This window comes from Actinomadura macrotermitis (genome assembly GCF_009604375.1).
Lineage (GTDB): Bacteria > Actinomycetota > Actinomycetes > Streptosporangiales > Streptosporangiaceae > Spirillospora > Spirillospora macrotermitis.
In genome coordinates, this window is sequence record NZ_WEGH01000003.1 from 709,041 (window position 1) to 726,369 (window position 17,329).

20 protein-coding genes are annotated in these 17,329 nt (G+C 71.1%); 4 read left to right on the forward strand and 16 right to left on the reverse strand.

From position 1 onward, the window contains the following. Nucleotides 1–55: 55 nt before the first annotated feature. From ACRB68_RS24540 to ACRB68_RS24555, 4 genes are read left to right on the forward strand one after another with little or no spacing between them, the layout of a single operon-like run. Entirely contained in the window at nt 56–877 is an 822-nt protein-coding gene (locus ACRB68_RS24540) for a DUF4097 family beta strand repeat-containing protein (protein WP_153536294.1), read from the forward strand. A 47-nt stretch (nt 878–924) separates the two neighbouring features. Then, nucleotides 925–1,683, forward strand: a complete 759-nt coding sequence (locus tag ACRB68_RS24545) for a MerR family transcriptional regulator (protein WP_153536296.1) — start codon at nt 925–927, stop codon at nt 1,681–1,683. Then, a complete protein-coding gene (locus ACRB68_RS24550; RefSeq protein WP_153536298.1) occupies nt 1,680–2,321 on the forward strand; it encodes a hypothetical protein in 642 nt (213 codons plus the stop codon). The genes ACRB68_RS24545 and ACRB68_RS24550 overlap by 4 nt, the downstream gene beginning before the upstream one ends. 49 nt (nt 2,322–2,370) lie before the next feature. Further along, complete coding sequence (locus ACRB68_RS24555; protein ID WP_153536300.1) at nt 2,371–2,781, forward strand: hypothetical protein; 411 nt, start codon at nt 2,371–2,373, stop codon at nt 2,779–2,781. A 60-nt stretch (nt 2,782–2,841) separates the two neighbouring features. Here the strand turns inward: ACRB68_RS24555 and ACRB68_RS24560 are convergent, their stop codons facing one another. The 16 genes from ACRB68_RS24560 to ACRB68_RS24635 all read right to left on the reverse strand — a co-directional run bounded on the left by ACRB68_RS24560 (nt 2,842) and on the right by ACRB68_RS24635 (nt 17,229). Beyond that, nucleotides 2,842–4,332 (reverse strand): M28 family peptidase, encoded by a 1,491-nt coding sequence (locus ACRB68_RS24560; protein WP_328594707.1) that lies wholly within the window; start codon nt 4,330–4,332, stop codon nt 2,842–2,844. 72 nt (nt 4,333–4,404) lie between these two features. Continuing rightward, entirely contained in the window at nt 4,405–4,866 is a 462-nt protein-coding gene (locus ACRB68_RS24565; RefSeq protein ID WP_328594708.1) for a DUF2550 domain-containing protein, read from the reverse strand. Between the two features lie 17 nt (nt 4,867–4,883). Further along, nucleotides 4,884–5,267 (reverse strand): F0F1 ATP synthase subunit epsilon, encoded by a 384-nt coding sequence (locus ACRB68_RS24570; protein ID WP_328594709.1) that lies wholly within the window; start codon nt 5,265–5,267, stop codon nt 4,884–4,886. A 76-nt stretch (nt 5,268–5,343) separates the two neighbouring features. Beyond that, nucleotides 5,344–6,774: a F0F1 ATP synthase subunit beta gene (gene atpD / locus ACRB68_RS24575; protein WP_153536304.1), complete on the reverse strand. Its 1,431-nt coding sequence runs from the start codon at nt 6,772–6,774 to the stop codon at nt 5,344–5,346. A 2-nt stretch (nt 6,775–6,776) separates the two neighbouring features. Continuing rightward, nucleotides 6,777–7,676, reverse strand: coding sequence for a F0F1 ATP synthase subunit gamma (locus tag ACRB68_RS24580; RefSeq protein ID WP_153536306.1), 900 nt, complete (start codon nt 7,674–7,676; stop codon nt 6,777–6,779). Nucleotides 7,677–7,682: 6 nt separating this feature from the next. Continuing rightward, nucleotides 7,683–9,317: a F0F1 ATP synthase subunit alpha gene (atpA, locus tag ACRB68_RS24585; RefSeq protein ID WP_153536308.1), complete on the reverse strand. Its 1,635-nt coding sequence runs from the start codon at nt 9,315–9,317 to the stop codon at nt 7,683–7,685. Nucleotides 9,318–9,362: 45 nt separating this feature from the next. Next, nucleotides 9,363–10,181, reverse strand: a complete 819-nt coding sequence (locus tag ACRB68_RS24590) for a F0F1 ATP synthase subunit delta (RefSeq protein ID WP_153536310.1) — start codon at nt 10,179–10,181, stop codon at nt 9,363–9,365. After that, on the reverse strand, nt 10,178–10,744 hold the full coding sequence (locus ACRB68_RS24595) for a F0F1 ATP synthase subunit B (RefSeq protein ID WP_194293431.1): 567 nt from the start codon (nt 10,742–10,744) through the stop codon (nt 10,178–10,180). The genes ACRB68_RS24590 and ACRB68_RS24595 overlap by 4 nt, the downstream gene beginning before the upstream one ends. A 38-nt stretch (nt 10,745–10,782) precedes the next feature. Continuing rightward, entirely contained in the window at nt 10,783–11,031 is a 249-nt protein-coding gene (gene atpE / locus ACRB68_RS24600; RefSeq protein ID WP_153536312.1) for an ATP synthase F0 subunit C, read from the reverse strand. Nucleotides 11,032–11,105: 74 nt separating this feature from the next. After that, the gene (atpB, locus tag ACRB68_RS24605; protein WP_328594710.1) at nt 11,106–11,915 is read right to left on the reverse strand and encodes a F0F1 ATP synthase subunit A; all 810 of its coding nucleotides are present in this window, start codon (nt 11,913–11,915) and stop codon (nt 11,106–11,108) included. A gap of 115 nt (nt 11,916–12,030) precedes the next feature. Continuing rightward, complete coding sequence (locus tag ACRB68_RS24610) at nt 12,031–12,276, reverse strand: AtpZ/AtpI family protein (protein ID WP_153536314.1); 246 nt, start codon at nt 12,274–12,276, stop codon at nt 12,031–12,033. A gap of 102 nt (nt 12,277–12,378) precedes the next feature. Beyond that, nucleotides 12,379–12,825, reverse strand: a complete 447-nt coding sequence (locus ACRB68_RS24615; RefSeq protein WP_153536315.1) for a hypothetical protein — start codon at nt 12,823–12,825, stop codon at nt 12,379–12,381. A gap of 275 nt (nt 12,826–13,100) precedes the next feature. Continuing rightward, nucleotides 13,101–14,294: an MraY family glycosyltransferase gene (locus ACRB68_RS24620; RefSeq protein WP_328594712.1), complete on the reverse strand. Its 1,194-nt coding sequence runs from the start codon at nt 14,292–14,294 to the stop codon at nt 13,101–13,103. Between the two features lie 73 nt (nt 14,295–14,367). Further along, nucleotides 14,368–15,336, reverse strand: coding sequence for a DUF2207 domain-containing protein (locus tag ACRB68_RS24625; protein WP_194293432.1), 969 nt, complete (start codon nt 15,334–15,336; stop codon nt 14,368–14,370). A gap of 166 nt (nt 15,337–15,502) precedes the next feature. Next, a complete protein-coding gene (locus ACRB68_RS24630) occupies nt 15,503–16,720 on the reverse strand; it encodes a hypothetical protein (RefSeq protein ID WP_153536319.1) in 1,218 nt (405 codons plus the stop codon). After that, complete coding sequence (locus tag ACRB68_RS24635; RefSeq protein ID WP_328594714.1) at nt 16,720–17,229, reverse strand: SigE family RNA polymerase sigma factor; 510 nt, start codon at nt 17,227–17,229, stop codon at nt 16,720–16,722. The genes ACRB68_RS24630 and ACRB68_RS24635 overlap by 1 nt, the downstream gene beginning before the upstream one ends. Between the last annotated feature and the right edge of the window lie 100 nt (nt 17,230–17,329).

Consider the following 17,329-nt stretch of genomic DNA (forward strand, 5'->3'; position numbering starts at 1 on the left):
CGCACGCCGGGACGCCTCCTGTCGCCGCCCCCGCCCGCCCCGCCAGACTGACCGCATGACGGGAGCAAGAGTGAAGGCCATCGGGGTGCTGGCGGCGGCGGGGGCCCTCGCCGGCTGCGGCAACCTCCAGATCGGCGGCGGCGAGAGCACCGACCGCACCTACGACGTGCCGGGCGCCGTCCGCACGCTGCAGATCTCCTCCGGCCACCGCGTCGAGATCGTCGGGTCGGACTCCCCCGGCGTGCGGGTCACCGAGCGGCTGCGCTGGTCCAACGACCACAACAAGCCGAAGACCTCGCACACCAGCGCGAACGGCACGCTCACGCTGAAGGGCAGGTGCGCCGAAGGGATCATGGGCGGCAGCCGGTGCCAGGTGGTCTTCCACGTCCGGGTGCCGCGCGGCACCACCCTGAAGATCCAGGGCGGCGACGGCTCGGTGGCCGCCACCGGCCTCACCGGCGACGTGTCGATCAGGACCGCCTCCGGCTCGGTCACCGCCCGGGACCTGCACGCCCGGACCCTGTCGGTCGACAGCGAGGACGGCCGGGCGGCGGTGTCGGGCGAGGCCGGCACCACCGAGCTGACCACCCGCACCGGCACGATCGACGCGACCGGGCTGCGCACCGGCCGCTTCACCGCCCGCAGCGTGGACGGCTCGGTGCGCGCCTCGTTCGCCGCGCCGCCGTCCCTGGTCGACGTCGACAGCCGCACCGGCACGATCCGGCTCGGGCTCCCCGCGAACGGCGCCTACGCTGTCACCACCCGCCTCAGAACCGGCCGGGAGCACGTCGACCCGGCGATCCACCGCGACTCCCAGGCCCCCAACAAGGTGAACGTCTCCAGCGACGACGGCTCGATCTTCCTCGCCCCCGCCTGACCCGCCCGCCTTGACCTTGCCGCAACGTCAACGTTTCTACTGAAGGCATGCGGATCGGCGAACTCGCCGCGCTGGCCGGGGTGACCACCCGGACCGTGCGGCACTACCACCATCTCGGCCTCCTGCCCGAGCCGGAGCGGCGGGCGAACGGCTACCGCGAGTACGGCCTGCGCGACGCGGTCGCCCTCGCCCGCGTCCGGCGCCTCACCGAGCTGGGCCTGTCGCTGGAGGAGATCCGCGACGTCCTCGGCGACGACCGGGGACGGGAGCTGCGCGAGATCCTGCGGGAGCTGGACGCCGACCTGGCGCGGCAGCAGGAGGCGATCGCCGCGCGCCGGGAGCGGCTGGCGCACCTGCTCGCCGAGGCGGACCCGCACCCCGACTCGGTGGTGTCGCCCGGCATGGCGGAGGTCCTGCGCGCCCTGCCGCGCGGCGGCTCGAAGTTCGCCGAGCTGGACCGCGAGATGCTGCTCTTGGCCGACACCGGCGCCTCCCCTGAGGACCGCGCCCGGATGGCCGAGCTGTTCCGGCCGCTCACCGACCCCGCCACCGCCGGCCGGGCCGGCGAGCTCTACGCCCGCCTCGACGGCCTCGCGGACGCCGATCCCGCCGACCCCCGCGTCACCGCCCTCGCCCGCGACCTGGCCGCCTACCTGCCCGCCGAGATCGCCGCGGTGATGGCCGGGAGCCTGCGGTCGCCGGAGACCGCGCGCTGGCTGGACACCATGTCGACGGAGATGTCCCCCGCCCAGACCGCGGTCTTCCGCCACCTGGTGACGCTCCTGCGCAAGGAGCGGACACGATGATCACGAAGCTGCGCCGGATCGCGGGCTTCGACCTCACGGGCATGGCGAGTCTCGCCCTGTGGGTCGCGCGCCGCCGCCACGGCGTGCCGCCCGGCGCGACCGCCGTTCCCTACTCGGGCGCGCAGACGGCCATGACGTCGCTGTTCCTGTTCGCGATGGTCGTGGAGCTGTTCGCGGTGGAGATCCTCCTGCGCGCGTTCGACGCGCCCGCAGGCCTGCGGGCGTTCTTCCTCTTCCTCGACGGCTACACGGTCCTGGCCGTGCTCGCCGTCATCGCCTCCTGCGTCACCCGCCCCCACGTCGTCTCCCCGGACGGACTGCGCATCCGCTACGGCGCGTTCTTGGACGTGCGGGTGCCCCGCGAGCGGATCGCGTCGGTCCGGAAGATCCGCCGCTTCGACGAGAACGGCCATGTCGGCGTCACGGACGGGCGGCTGGCCGTCGCGGTGGCGTCCCAGACCAATGTGCTGATCGAGCTGACCAGGCCGATCACGATCGTGCGGCCGCTCGGCGCGCGCGCCGAGGTCCACGCGATCCGCTTCTACGCCGACGTTCCCGGGCCGCTGCTCGCCGAGATCGCCGCCTGGAGCGCGGAGGAGTCTGTTAGGGTCCGCCCCGATCTCATGGGCGAACGCTGAGGAGAGAGCCATCAACCGCACCGCAGTTCTGCTGGCCGCCGGGATGCTGATGGCAGGGGCCGCGGCCTGCCAGGACGACAAGGCCCCCGCGGCGGGGGCGTCGGCGTCGTCCGCCACGACACCGGCCGCGGGCGGCGCCCCGACCGGCCCGGCGCCCGCCACGTCCACGCCCGCGACCCCCAGGGCGAGCGCCTCGCGGGACCTGACCCCCGAGCCCCCGGGGGTGACCGGGACGCAGGTCGTCATGATCGACCCCGCGGGCAAGAAGTACACCCGCAAGACGATGATCCAGATGGCCGCCGGGATGGCCGCGGTGTCGGGGAGGCTCCCGGCGAACTTCTGCGCCATCTCCTACCAGGAGGGGGTGAAGGGCGGCGGGAGGTTCCCCCTGGGACGGGACGCTTTCATGGAGGCGTGCGCGCTGGGCGTGCGGCTGGCGAAGACCCACGCCCCCAAGTGACATGCGGCGGGGCCGCACCCCGGGAAGGGGTGCGGCCCCGCTTTGCTGCGGAGGACCGGGTCAGCGGACCAGGTGCCCGCCGCGGTACTCGGCGGCCTGCTTCAGGGCCGCGCGGCGCTTGGCGGTGCGCAGCGCCTCGCCGTTCACCGGGAGCGTGCTGAGCGCCAGCTTCTGGGTCGCGTAGGCGACGCCGTCGGCGTTGGTGTCCAGCAGGTTCCAGTTGATGTTGGTGATGCGGTCGCACTTGGCGTGGTAGCAGGCGTCATAGGGCTGGCCCGCCGTGCCACCGAAGATCTTGGCCTCCTCGGCGGTCTTGATGCCCTCGGCGCCGGTGTCGATGCCGCCCGCCGGGATGCCCGCCTCCAGGAAGGGCCCGTAGTCGCTGCGGCCGTTGAACTCCGAGGGGACCGTCGGCAGCTTGCGCTTGGCGTAGTAGTCGTTGAAGATCTTCTCCAGCGCGCCCGAGCCCGCCGGGGCGCCCTCGACCGAGCCGGCGTACACGCCGCGCACGCCGTTCGGCGAGGCGGTCATGTCGAAGTTCAGGTTCAGCGCGATCTTGGCCTTCTCGGCGTCGGGCAGCGTGGTGACGTAGTGCTCCGAGCCGAGCAGGCCCTCCTCCTCGGCGCCCCACCAGGCGAAGCGGACCTTGTTCTTCAGGCCCTTTTTGCCCAGCTTGCCGATCTGCTGCGCGACGGCCAGGATCGTCGACGAGCCGGAGCCGTTGTCGTTGATGCCCGGGCCCTCGGGGACGCTGTCCAGGTGCGCGCCGACCACGACGACGTTGTCGGACCGCCCGTACTTGGTCTCGGCGATCACGTTGGAGGCGGGCTTCTTGCCGCTCTCGGTGTCGGTCTTGACGTGCAGCTTCAGCGTGCCCGCCTGCGCGGCCTTCACCAGCTCGGCGCCGAGCGCGTACGGCGTGGCCAGGACCGGCAGCGAGAACGGCGCGCCGAGCGTGCCGTTGACCGGGCCCTGCTCGTCGGGCCGGTTGTAGATGACCACGGCGGAGGCGCCCGCGGTCTTGGCGTTCTCCGCCTTGATCGCGAAGCTGCAGGTGCCGCGCTGGATCAGCGCGATCGAGCCCTTGGCGAAGCCGTCGAAGTCGGCCGCCTCGCAGCCGGCGTTGCCGGCGCCCTCGGCGGGCACGTCCACGGCCGTCGCGGCCGCGGTGACGTCGCCCGAGCCGGAGTACTGCATGGTCAGGAAGTCGGTGCCGGGCTTGTAGTCGGCCGGCCCGGGCGCGGTCTGCGCGAACGCCGCCGGCGACTTCTCCGCCCAGTAGTCGAACTCGAACTTCTGGATCTGCGGCGTGTAGCCGGCCTTCTTCAGCTGGCTGACCACGTACTTCACCGAGACCTCGAAGCCCGGTGCGCCGGCCGCGCGGTTGCCGCCGTTGTAGTCGGCGATCTCCTGGAAGGCCTCCAGGTGGCGGCGGATGTCCTTGACCGTGACCAGCTTCGCCAGGTCAGGCTGGGAGGCGGCGGCGGCCTGCGGGACCACGCCGAGTGACGCGGTCAGCGCCACGGCGGCCCCGATAGCGAACTTTCGCACATGCGCTCCTGTGTGCAGAGGAAGCCGAATGGCGTTGATCATGCCTCTTCGTCCACATCCACACAAGGCCCATCATTCGGACTGCGGCAGATCCACCGGAAATCCTGGCGGCGCGGCCTCCAGCCACGACAGAAAACCCGTCAGGGCCGCCGCGCTCATCGCAAGCTCCACGGTCAGCTCCCCGTCGCGCACCTCGATCACGGTGACGCCCGGCAGCAGCCCCTCCGCCTCGCCCGGCGCGGGCTCGCGGCGGCCGGAGACGACAAGACCCCGGCGGTGGATCACCTGCCGGGGTCTTCTGCGCAAACCGAAGACGCGGTGCCAGTTCAGCACGTCGCCCTTGTAGCGGCCGATGCCGAGCCGCCACGCGCCGGGCGCGCCGTCACGCGGCAGCACCCGCAGGCTGCACTCGACGGCACCACCGCCGCGCACGAACAGCCAGCGCCGCACCGCCAGCGCGGCGAGCAGCGCCGCGACCAGCAGGACGGCGACGGCGAGCACCCCGCCCGCGTCCCATGCCAGGTGCTCGCCCACGTACGCCCGGCTACCGGCTAGGCGTCGGCGCCGGCCGCGCGCAGGCGCGCCCGCGCCCGGCGCTCGGCCGTGGTGTCGTCGCCGGCCGAGAGCACGTTCTGCAGCTCCTGGCGGGCGAGTTCGACGTCGATCTCCGAGCCGAGCTCGGCCTGCTCGGCCAGCACCGACACCTCGTCGCCGGCGATGGAGAAGAAGCCGCTGCCGACCATCGCCGAGACCGGCTCGCCGCCGTCGGCGGGCTCGATCTTCACCACGCTGCCGTCGAGGAGGACGCCGAGCACCGGGGCGTGGCCCGGCATGATGCCGAGCTGGCCCTCGATGGTCTGGGCGACGACCAGCTTGGCCTCGCCGGACCAGATCTCGCGCTCGGGCGAGACCAGCCCTACCTTCAGGGTTGCCACGTTCTATCCTCCGAATACTGGAGCGGACCGGCGGGCCCGGGCCGGCGCGAGGCCGGCCCGGGCCCGCCGGAGCGGACTACTTCTCCAGCTCCTTGGCCTTCTGGATGGCGTCGTCGATGCCACCGCACATGAAGAACGCCTGCTCGGGCAGGTCGTCGTACTTGCCCTCGGCGATCCCCTTGAAGGAGGAGATCGTCTCGTCCAGCGAGACGGTGACACCGGGCTGGCCGGTGAACTGCTCGGCCACGTACATCGGGTGCGACAGGAAGCGCTCGATGCGCCGCGCCCGCTTGACGGTGACCTTGTCCTCCTCGGAGAGCTCGTCGATGCCCAGGATGGCGATGATGTCCTGGAGCTCCTTGTACTTCTGCAGGATCCGGATCACCTCCTGCGCGACGTCGTAGTGCTCCTTGCCGAGGATCTGCGGGTCCATGATCCGGGAGGTGGAGTCCAGGGGGTCCACCGCCGGGAAGATGCCCTTCTCGGAGATGCCGCGCGAGAGCACCGTGGTGGCGTCCAGGTGCGCGAACGTGGTGTGCGGCGCCGGGTCGGTGATGTCGTCCGCGGGGACGTAGATCGCCTGCATCGAGGTGATCGAGTGGCCCCGGGTCGAGGTGATCCGCTCCTGCAGCACGCCCATCTCGTCGGCCAGGGTGGGCTGGTAGCCCACCGCGGACGGCATGCGGCCGAGCAGCGTGGAGACCTCGGAACCGGCCTGGGTGAACCGGAAGATGTTGTCGATGAACAGCATCACGTCCTGGCCCTGGACGTCCCGGAAGTACTCCGCCATCGTCAGCGCCGACAGCGCCACGCGAAGACGGGTGCCCGGGGGCTCGTCCATCTGGCCGAAGACCAGGGCGGTGTCCTTGAGGACGTCCGCCTCCTCCATCTCCACCCAGAGGTCGTTGCCCTCACGGGTGCGCTCGCCGACGCCGGCGAAGCAGGAGGTGCCGCCGAAGTTCTTGGCGACGCGGCGGATCATCTCCTGGATGAGGACGGTCTTGCCCACACCCGCGCCGCCGAACAGGCCGATCTTGCCGCCCTTGACGTACGGGGACAGCAGGTCGATGACCTTGATGCCGGTCTCCAGCATCTCGGTCTTGCTCTCCAGCTGGTCGAACGCCGGCGCCTTGCGGTGGATGCCCCAGCGCTCGGTGACCTCCAGGGAGGCCGTCGGGACGTCCAGGGACTGGCCGAGGGCGTTCCAGACGTGACCCTTGGTGACGTCGCCGACGGGCACCTCGATCGGGTGGCCCGAGTTGAACACCGAGGCGCCGCGCACCATGCCGTCGGTCGGCTGCATGGAGATCGCGCGGACCATGTTGTCACCGAGGTGCTGCGCCACCTCCAGCGTCAGCGTCTTGGTCTCCTCGCCCAGCGTGACGTCCACGTTGAGCGCGTTGAAGATCTCCGGGATGGCGTCGGCGGGGAATTCCACGTCGACGACCGGGCCGATGACCCGGGCGACGCGCCCGGTGGCCGTCGCCGTCTCTACCTGAGCAGTCATTCTCACTCCCCGCCAGAATCGGCGAGCGCGTCAGCGCCACCGACGATCTCGCTGATTTCCTGGGTGATCGCGGCCTGGCGCACCTGGTTCATCTGGCGCGTGTAGACCCCGATCAGGTCATTGGCATTGTCGGTCGCCGACTTCATCGCACGACGCCGGGCGGCGTGCTCGGAGGCGGCCGACTGCAGCATCATGTGGAAGATGCGGCTTTCGATGTAGTTGGGCAGCAGCAGGTCGAGCGCCGCCTGGGCGGTCGGCTCGAACTCGTACGCCGGCAGGACGGCGCCCTTCTCGAGCGTCTCCTCGGTGATCTCCAACGGGATCAGCCGGCGGACCTGGACGTTCTGCGTCAGCATCGACACGAACTCGGTGTAGACCACGTGGATCTCCCCGACCCCGCCTTCGGCGTCGGTCTTGAGGAAGTCCTCGGTCAGCCGCCGGCCGACCCGCTCCGCGCTGGCGAAGTCGGGGCGGTCGCTGAACCCCTTCCAGGACTCGGCGAACTCCCGGTCCCGGAACTTGTACCAGGTGATGGCCTTGTTGCCCACCAGGTAGGGGATCGGCTCCCGGCCCCGCTCGCGCAGCGCCGCCATGAGCGATTCGGCCTCACGGATGACGTTGGCGTTGTAGCCGCCGCAGAACCCGCGGTCGCTGGTGATGACCAGGACCGCGGTCCGCTTGTCCTCCGGCTGCTCGTTGAGCAGCGGGTGGTCGATGCCGACGTTGTGGCTGACCAGCGCGGTCAGGGCCTGGGTGATCTGGTCGGCGTACGGCTTGGAGGCCGCCACCGCCTGCTGGGCCTTGACGATGCGCGAGGTCGCGATCATCTCCTGGGCACGCGTGATCTTGGCGGTCGACTTGACCGACTTGATCTGCTGCCGCAGTTGCCGGAGCTGGGCCATGGCGGGTCAGTCCTTCTTGACGCGGGTGATCGTCTCCTGCTCGACCGCCTCGTCCTCGATCGGCTCGACCGACTCCTCGCCCAGGATCTCCCCGGCCGAGGTCTCGAAGCCCTTCTTGAACTCGGTGATGGAGTCCTTGAGGGCGGTGAGGCCGTCGTCGGTGAGCTGCCCGGTCTCGCGGATGCCGGTGAGCAGGCCGCCGTTGGTGCGCTCGAGGTGGTCCAGGAACTCCGCCTCGAAGCGGCGGATGTCCTCGACCGGGACCTCGTCGAGCTCGCCGGACGTGCCGGCCCAGACCGAGACGACCTCCTTCTCGACCGGGAACGGCGAGCCCTGCGGCTGCTTGAGCAGCTCGACCAGGCGGGCGCCGCGGTCCAGCTGGGCGCGCGAGGCGGCGTCCAGGTCGGAGGCGAAGGCCGCGAAGGCCTCCAGGTCGCGGTACTGCGACAGCGCCAGGCGGAGCGTGCCGGAGACCTTGCGCATCGCCTTGATCTGCGCCGAGCCGCCGACTCGCGAGACCGAGATACCGACGTTCACCGCGGGGCGGACGCCCTGGTTGAACAGGTCGGTCTCCAGGAAGCACTGGCCGTCGGTGATGGAGATGACGTTGGTCGGGATGAACGCCGAGACGTCGTTGCCCTTGGTCTCGATGATCGGCAGGCCGGTCATCGAGCCCGCGCCGAGGTCGTCCGACAGCTTCGCGCAGCGCTCCAGCAGACGCGAGTGCAGGTAGAAGACGTCGCCGGGGAACGCCTCACGGCCCGGCGGGCGGCGCAGCAGCAGCGAGACCGCGCGGTAGGCGTCGGCCTGCTTCGACAGGTCGTCGAAGACGATCAGGACGTGCTTGCCCTGGTACATCCAGTGCTGGCCGATCGCGGACCCGGTGTAGGGGGCGATGTACTTGTAGCCCGAGGGCTCCGAGGCCGGGGCCGCCACGATCGTGGTGTACTCCAGCGCGCCGGCCTCTTCGAGGGTGCGGCGCACGTTGGCGATCGTGGAGCCCTTCTGGCCCACCGCGACGTAGATGCAGCGGACCTGCTTGCTCTCGTCGCCGGTGGCCCAGTTCTCCCGCTGGTTGATGATCGTGTCGACCGCGACCGTGGTCTTGCCGGTCTGCCGGTCACCGATGATCAGCTGGCGCTGGCCGCGGCCGATCGGCGTCATCGCGTCGATGGCCTTGATGCCGGTCTGCAGGGGCTCCTTGACCGACTGGCGCTGCACGACGGAAGGAGCCTGCAGCTCCAGCGCGCGGCGCTCGGTCGACTCGATGGCGCCCTTGCCGTCCAGCGGGTTGCCCAGCGCGTCCACGACACGGCCGAGGAAGCCGTCGCCGACCGGGACCGAGAGGACCTCGCCGGTGCGGCGGACCTTCTGGCCCTCCTCGATCTTGCTGAAGTCGCCAAGGACAACGGCGCCGATCTCGCGCACGTCCAGGTTCAGAGCCAGGCCACGGGTGCCGTCCTCGAATTCGAGGAGCTCGTTGGCCATCACGGAGGGCAGGCCCTCGACGTGGGCGATACCGTCGCCGGAATCGACAACGGTGCCGACCTCTTCGCGCGCGGCGGCCTCAGGCTCGTACGACTGGACGAAGCGCTCCAGCGCGTTCCGGATCTCATCCGGACGGATCGTCAGCTCCGCCATGATTCCTCTCTTGCTCCCTTGTGGGGTCAGCTCGGCAGCTTGGTGTCAGCTTGCGAGCCGCCGGCGGACCTCGTCCAGCCGCCCGGCGATGGTGCCGTCGATGATCTCGTCCCCGAGCTGGATGGACAGGCCGCCCACCGTGCTCGGGTCGATCTCGATGTTCAGGTGTACTTCGTGGCCGTAGGCGGTGGCGAGCACCGCCGCGAGCCGGGTGCGCTGCTCGGCCGACAGGTCGACCGGGGTGCGCACGAGCGCCACCAGCCGCTGCCGCCGCTGCGCGACGAGCTTGCCGTACTCGGCCAGGCCGCCTTCCAGGCTACGTCCTCGCGGCCGCAGCACCAGCTCGGAGACGAGCGTCTTGGCCGAGGGGGTGACCTTGCCGTCCAGCAGGTCGTCCAGGACGCTCTGCTTGCGGTCGGCCGGCAGCGCGGGGCTCGCGAGCGCGCCCCGCAGCTCCGGGGCGCCCTCGACGACGCGGGAGAACCGGAACAGCTCGTCCTCCAGGTCGTCGATGCGCCCGTCGGCCTCGGCGCGGGCGGACTCGGCGGCGACCGCGAGGATCTCCACCGCGTCCGACAGCTCCGACGGCTTGGACCAGCGCAGCCGCACGACATCGGCGACCAGCTCGAGAGCGGCCGGTGAGACCTTGCCCTCGAGCAGCGCCCGCATGAGCTGCGCCTTGCCCGCCCCGTCGCGCGACGGGTCCGACAGCGCCCGGCGCAGGCCGTGCTCACGGTCGATCAGGTGCAGCACCGCGAACAGGTCGCCGCCGAGCCCGGCCGGGTCGGCCGAGGCGAGGACCGCCTCGAGACGCTCCCTGGCCACGGCCAGCGACGCCCTGCTCACCGCTCCCGTGATGGTCATGATGTGATCTGCTCCTGGCTGCGAGCGCGGCCTTCCAGCTCCTCCAGGAACCGGTCGACCACGCGGCTCTGCCGGGCGGTGTCCTCGAGGGACTCGCCGACGACACGGCCGGCCAGCTCGACCGACAGGGCGCCGATCTCGCCGCGCAGCGAGTTGAGCGCCTGCTGGCGCTCGGCCTCGATCTGCGCGTGCGCGGAGTCGATGATGCGGCGGGCCTCGCTCTGGGCCTGCTCCTTCATCTCCGCGATGATCTGCGCACCCTGCTCGCGAGCCTCCTCGCGGAGCCGGGACGCCTCGTGGCGCGCCTCGCTCAGCTTGGCCTGGTACTGCTCCAGGGTGGCCTTGGCCTCCTTCTGCGCGGCAGCGGCCCGCTCCAGTCCGCCCTCGATCTCGTTCGACCGCTCTTCGAGGGTCTGGCGGATCTTCGGGACGAACATCTTGCCGACCAGGACCAGCACGATCAGGAACGCGATCGTGCCGACGACCAGCTCGGCGGTGTCGGGCAGAAGGGGGCTCTTATCCCCACCCTCAGCCACCACATTGGCGGCCAGCAGGTTAATCATGTGGGTTCCGCCTTCCTGTCAGACGTAGCAGGGGCGGTTTACTTGTGCACGAACGGCACGACGAAACCGATGAGGGCGAGCGCCTCGGTGAGCGCGAAGCCCAGCAGCATGTTCTGACGGATGACGTTGGTCAGCTCGGGCTGGCGGGCGATGGCCTGCACGCCCTGGCCGAAGATGATGCCCACGCCGATGCCCGGGCCGATGGCGGCCAGGCCGTACGCGACGGAACCGAGGCTGCCGGTGACCTTGTCAGCGGAGGCGAGGACGTTGACGGCTTCAGCGAGCATGTGCTCTTTCCTTTTCAGTCGACCGGCGGGGCGTCCTGCCCACCGGAGGCTTGCGGTTGCGGGTGAAGGTCCGGTCAGTGGTCAGGGTGCAGCGCGCCACCGATGTAGGAGGCGGCCAGCAGGGTGAAGATGAACGCCTGCAGGCTCTGCACGAAGATCTCGAACGCGGTCATGATGATCGTCATGAGGAAGCCGACAACGCCCACACCCGCCCCGAGGACGGTGAGCTTCTCGGCGAGGAACCACCAGGCGACGGTGGAGAAGAAGGCGATCAGCAGGTGGCCGGCGAACATGTTGGCGAACAGTCGCACCGCGTGCGTGAACGGCCGCAGGACGATGTTCGACAGCAGCTCGATCGGCGCGAGGATGATGTACAGCGGCGCGGGCAGGCCCGGCGGGAACATCATGTTCTTGAAGTAGCCGACCAGGCCCTGGTGCTTGATGCTCAGGAAGAGCATCATCAGGTACACCACGATCGCGAGCACGATGGGGATCGCGATGTGCGAGGTGGCCGGCAGCTGCAGCACCGGCACGACGCCGGCGAGGTTCATGAACAGGACGAAGAAGAACGTCGAGAACAGGAACGGCATCCACTTGTCGCCGTCCTTGCCGATCATCGGCCGGGCGACCTGGTCGCGCACGAACAGGTAGCCGACCTCGCCGACGTTCTGCACACCCTTGGGGACCAGCTTGGGATTGCCGAACGCCCGCCAGGCGAAGACGGTGATGAGCAGTCCCGCGAGGATGACGATGAGGGTCGGCTTGGTCAGCCAGTCCAGCCACGCCGGGCCACTCGGAATCAGCGGGCCCCAATCGAAGATGTGCAGGCCCGGGGCCTCGAACTCATCTCCGCTCCCGGAGGCGAGGAGGTGCGGCGCGCTCACGCGGCAGTCCCTTCGTCGGTGACTGTGCAGGTCAGTCGGCTGTACTTCGTCTGCGGACCCGAGGGCCGCGGGGTGGTGCGAGATGTCGCGCAGGTCTTCCGCGCCGGCGGCGCGCTCAGCGGCCGTAGCGGTGGAAGACCAGGTAGATCGCTAGAGCGAGGCCCACCAGGATTCCGATGGGGAACAGCGCCGAGGTGCCCAGCCAGTGATCCAGCAGCTTGCCGAGACCGCCGTAGACCGCCATCCCGCTCAAGATGTAGCTCGGGATGGCCCAGGCGGCGTTGGCGAAGCCTCGGTGGTCCGAATCCTCGGACCCCGGATCGGGCCGGTGCTCCTCCTCGCTCTTCGCAGGACGGACCATAGCAGGCCACCCCCCTGGTGGTCATATTGGAGTAGTCCATTCCAGCCATGCCGGAACGGGACCGGCGGGCCGGTGCGGATCGACGGGCCGGTAGCGGGTCCATCAGGGGCTCCGGTCCGCGTCGGCCTTGGTGGCCGGCTCGGCGCCGGGCGACGGCGCGGGGTCCACGTAGAGCGTCTTGGTCTTCAGCGTGGTGCGGATCTCGGCACCGATCCAGACCAGGGTCAGCGCGATGACCGTGTACGCGAACGCGGCGGGGTTCCACGCGGTGGCGTCCTGGAACACCGCGACCAGCACCAGCATCACCAGCAGCTTGGTGATGTAGCTGAAGACCGCGGCGGCGAACATCATCTGCGGCGAGATCTTGGAGGCGTAGCTCACCGCGACGACGCTGATCGAGAAGAAGGCGAGCACGACGATCACGCCGATGGCGGCACCCAGCGCTCCCTTGGCCCCGCCGAGCAGCAGGCCGGCCAGAACGGCGGCGATGCCGGCGAGGCCGGAGGGGATCGCGGCGCCGCGGAGGATCCGGGCGTCGGAAGATTGCATCAGGGGCTCCGGCTGGTCACGTTCAGTGTTCGTCTCTTGTTCGTGAAAGGTATCACAAGCGTCCAGAACGTCCGCAATTACCCTAGAGGTAACGGGTTAACGCAGGGTGGCGGGCACGCTGCGCACCCGCGTACCCGCGTACCACGGACTGTAGCCCAGGCCGGGGAACCGATTCCGGGGAAAGGCGGGGGCGCGCTCACGCGCCCGGGACGCCGTCAGTGATGTTACCCGCCGGTAGGCACCGGATCGTCCGTCCCGGGGCCCCCGCCGGCCCGCTAGAGGGGGTTGGCGGGCTCGCGCGAACGCGGCGGCTGCGGCTGCTCGGGCTCGGCCGGCGCGCGCCGCGCCGCCACCCGCGGCGCCGCGACCATCACGGCCACGCCCGCCACCGCGATGCCGGCGGTGACCGACGTCACCAGCAGCTGCGAGTTGGTGTTGGCCAGCCAGACCAGCCCGGCGGCCACCAGCCCGACCCAGAAGTACATGATCAGCACGGCGCGCCGGACGGAGTGGCCGAGTTCCAGCAGCCGGTGGTGCAGGTGCAGCTTGTCGGGCGCGAACGGCGACCGCCCCTGGTTGGTGCGCCGCCACACCGCCAGCAGCATGTCCACGAACGGCACCGCCGCGACCGCCGGGACCAGCAGCAGGGGCACCCAGAACGGGAAGAGCTTGTAGGCGCCGAGCAGCGCCGGGTCGAACTGCCCGGTGAGCATGATCGTGGACGCGCTGAGCAGCAGCCCGATCAGCATCGACCCGGTGTCGCCCATGAAGATCCGGGCCGGGTTGAAGTTGTGCGGCAGGAACCCGGCGCAGGCCCCGACCAGCACCGCGGCGGTCAGCGTGGCGCCGCTCAGCGTCGTCAGGCCGTTGGACTTCGACAGCAGGTAGGCGTAGAAGAACAGCGCCATCGCGGCGATGCCGACGACGCCCGCGGCGAGGCCGTCCAGGCCGTCGATGAAGTTCACCGCGTTGATGGTGGCGACCACCACCAGCACCGTCAGCGGCACACCGTAGGTGGGCGGCAGCGACAGCGGCGTGCCGTTGGGCAGCGGGATCACGTACAGCTGGATGCCCTGCATGATGAAGATGCCGGCCGCCGCGACCTGCCCGGCGAACTTGGTGAGCGCGTCGATCTCCCACCGGTCGTCGGCGATGCCGATCAGCACGATCAGGCCGCCCGCCAGCAGCAGCGCCTTGCCGACGGTGATGTCGCCGTTGGCCAGCACCCGCTTCATCTCCGGCAGGCCGGTCGCGACCACCAGCGCCGCCACCACCCCGCCGAACATCGCCAGGCCGCCGAGCCGGGGCGTCGGGATCGTGTGCACGTCCCGGTCGCGGGGGGCGGCCTGCGCGCCGAACCAGACCGCGAAGCGCCGCACCGCCGGGGTGAGCAGATAGGTGACGAGCGCGGCGACCAGGATGGTCAGCAGGTACTCCCGCAACGCCCCCGCGCCTCCCTCACCGTTCACCCGTACGACGACTATGACGAACTACGACGACCGCGGCGGGCGAAATGTTCACGCGGCGGCGTTCCGACCAACTCTAATCCCCTCTCCCGGTGACCGTTGCGCGAAACGGCCCGTCGCACCGGTACGCCCACAGCGCACCGGCCCCCGCCACCACCAGCGCGAGGCCGGTCAGGGCCGTGTCGCCCGCCGAGAAACCCCAGAGGCCGTGGCGCACGATGTCGTCCGAAACGTCCCAGACGATCAACGCGAGGCCGCCCCCGAGCAGGACCGGCCCGGCGGCCCGGCCCGGCGCCGGGCGGCGCGACAGCGGGACGAGCGCGAGCAGCGCGCACGCCAGCGCGGCCAGGCCCGCCCAGCCGCCGGTCCAGTACGGCGCGGCGTACCGCGGCGGCGGCACCCGCACCGCGCCCTCCGGCAGCACGACCTTGACCGTCATGCCCTCGTGCGGGCGCAGCCCGCGCTGGGTGAAGTCGATCGCGTAGGGGCCGTCGCGGTCGCGCCGGCAGCGCACGGTGAGCGGCGGCCGGCCCGCCCGGCAGCCGGCGTGCCGGAGCGGCACCGGCGCGACCACCCGCACCGCGGCCTCGCCGATCGCCACGTCCCAGCCGGTGCCGAGGGCGTCCCAGGTCAGCACGGCGCTGCGGGGGGCGGGGGTGAACGCGCCGGTCACCACGTACTCGATCACGTACGCCTGGCGGCCGTGCACGGTGCGGTCCCGGTCCCCCACGGTGATCTGCACGTCGTGCGGCAGCGTCAGCGTGCGGGCGCGGGCGGGCGCGCCGGTGGAGGAACCGGCGCGCACGTCGTGGACGCCGTACAGCCGGCGGCCGATCCGGTAGCGCACGCGCCGCTCGATGCCGTGCTCGCCGGCCGTGTCGAAGTCGTAGGTGATCGTCTCGCGGACGTGCACGGTGCCGTCCGGGCGCAGGTCCAGCAGCACGTCGTAGGTGGGGATGCGCTCGGCCGGGGCGGGCGGGGCGGAGGCGGCGACCGCGAGCAGGCAGCACAGGGCGATCAGCGGCCCGCGAAGCCTGGTACGCACGTGAGGCATGGTCTCACCCGCGGCGTGCCGGGGCGCACGCCGCTCCGCCCATGGTCGTCGGGTGCGCACGGCTCGGCGGCACCTGGCCGCGCAGGCGTCGGCCGAGCACGCCCGCGCGGTCCTGGGCGCCAGGGAACGCTGAGCGCGATCCCGGCCGTGCGCCGGCTCACCAGTCGGCGTCGAAGACCCCGTGGAGGCCTTGCACCACCCGCGGCGGGCCGTTCTCCCGCAGGTCGACCAGTCCGGAGTCGGACAGGAGGTAACGGCCGGAGACGTCGAACTTGATGATCGGCTTTCCGAACATCGAGGTCCCGAAAATCCGGCGCATCCCCGTCTGGCGACCGTCCTCGGCCGAGATCACCTCGAAGGCGTCCCCGACCGGGGACATCTCGAAGGACTTATCGGGCGCGGCCACTTCCAAGGACCCGTCGGAGCCGCCCGTCACCCGCCCTTCCGGCTGCCGCGTACCGCCCTGCTTTGCGACCGCGCGCATCTCCACCAGGAACAGGGTGCGGCCGTCCGGGACCGCCGTGACGACGACATCGCGGCCCGCCGAGGGCATCCGGCGGATCACACCGTCGCCCGCGAGTAGCGAAGGGATCTCTCCGGAGGGGAGCACCGCCGCCCGGCGCAGCTCGATGTGCCCGGACGCGGCTCCGGTCTCGACCCTGCGGGCGAAGAACAACGTCCGGCCGTCCGCGCTCAGGGACAGGTTCGACGCTCCGCCGGCGCCGACGGGGTACCGCCGCTCCGCACCGCTCAGGGCGTCGACCACCCCGACGATCCCTGGCGCCCGCAGACCGCATCCGTCGGCGGCGTAGGTGAGCCGCCGGCCGTCGGGGGTGACCGCCAACGCCACGTCGCCGACACTCCTGCCCTCGAACGTGCCGCCGACCGGCCGCCGCCGCACGATGCGGCCCGTCTCGTCCACCTCGAACCGCTCGATGACGAATCGGCAGGACCGGGAACCGGCCGGCTGCCGGACGGCGAAGAACGCACGGCCGTCGCCCGCCGCGGCCACATTCGCGAACCTGGTCCCGGCGGGCGCCTGCGCCGAACCGCGCAGCCGTCCGGTCGCCGACTCACGGACCTGCACCTCGGACGGCTTGCCCGCACCGGCCGCCGGCACACTGGCGAAGATGAATCCGGGCATCCCCGGCGGGCGCTGGAGCCTGCGGTCGGGCCCGGTGTCCAGGTTCCGGTGCACCACCAGGATGGCGGCCACCATGAGCAGCACCGAGACGACCGCGAACACCGGGACCGCCCATCGCCTCGCGGGGGCATGGCGAGGCCCGGACGCGGGCAGCGGCGAGGGCTCGCGCGCCTCGACCGTCGCAGCGGTGGCGTGCAACGCGTCGCGCAGCCGGTCCTCCACGCCGCCCATCAGGCCCTCTCCCCCAGCTCGCGCGACAGCGCCGTCAACGCCCGGACCATCGTGGAGCGGACGGTCCCCGGCCTGATCCCCATGGCCTGGGAGATCTCCTCGTCGGACAGGTCCATGTAGTAGCGCAGCACCAGCGCCTCACATTGACGGCGCGGCAGTTTCTGCAGGGCCCGCATCACCTCGCGGCGCTCCTCGCTCAGGATGACCGCCGATTCGGCCGACCACACCGGCGGTTGATGCGGCTCGGCATGCAGCCACATCACCTTACGGCGCCGTAACGCCATCCGGCATCCGTTCAGAACGGCCGCGCGCACGTAGGCGAGCAGTTTGCCCTCGTCCTCCAGGCGCGGCGCCTTGTCCTGCATCCGCACGAAGACGTCGTGCACCACGTCCTCGGCCGTCGCCTCGTCCCCGACCAGCAGCACCGCCATCCGGACGAGCCCGGCGTGCTGCCGCTGATAAAGGCTCAGCACCGCCGCCATGGCGACGGGAGCGGGAGCGGTGGGCACCTCGGGATCATAGCGATCGGGAAACCGCCCACCGCTTCGATCAGTCAACCGCGCCGTCAACGCCCATGGGCGCACGGGCGGGCGTGCCGGGGCGCACGCC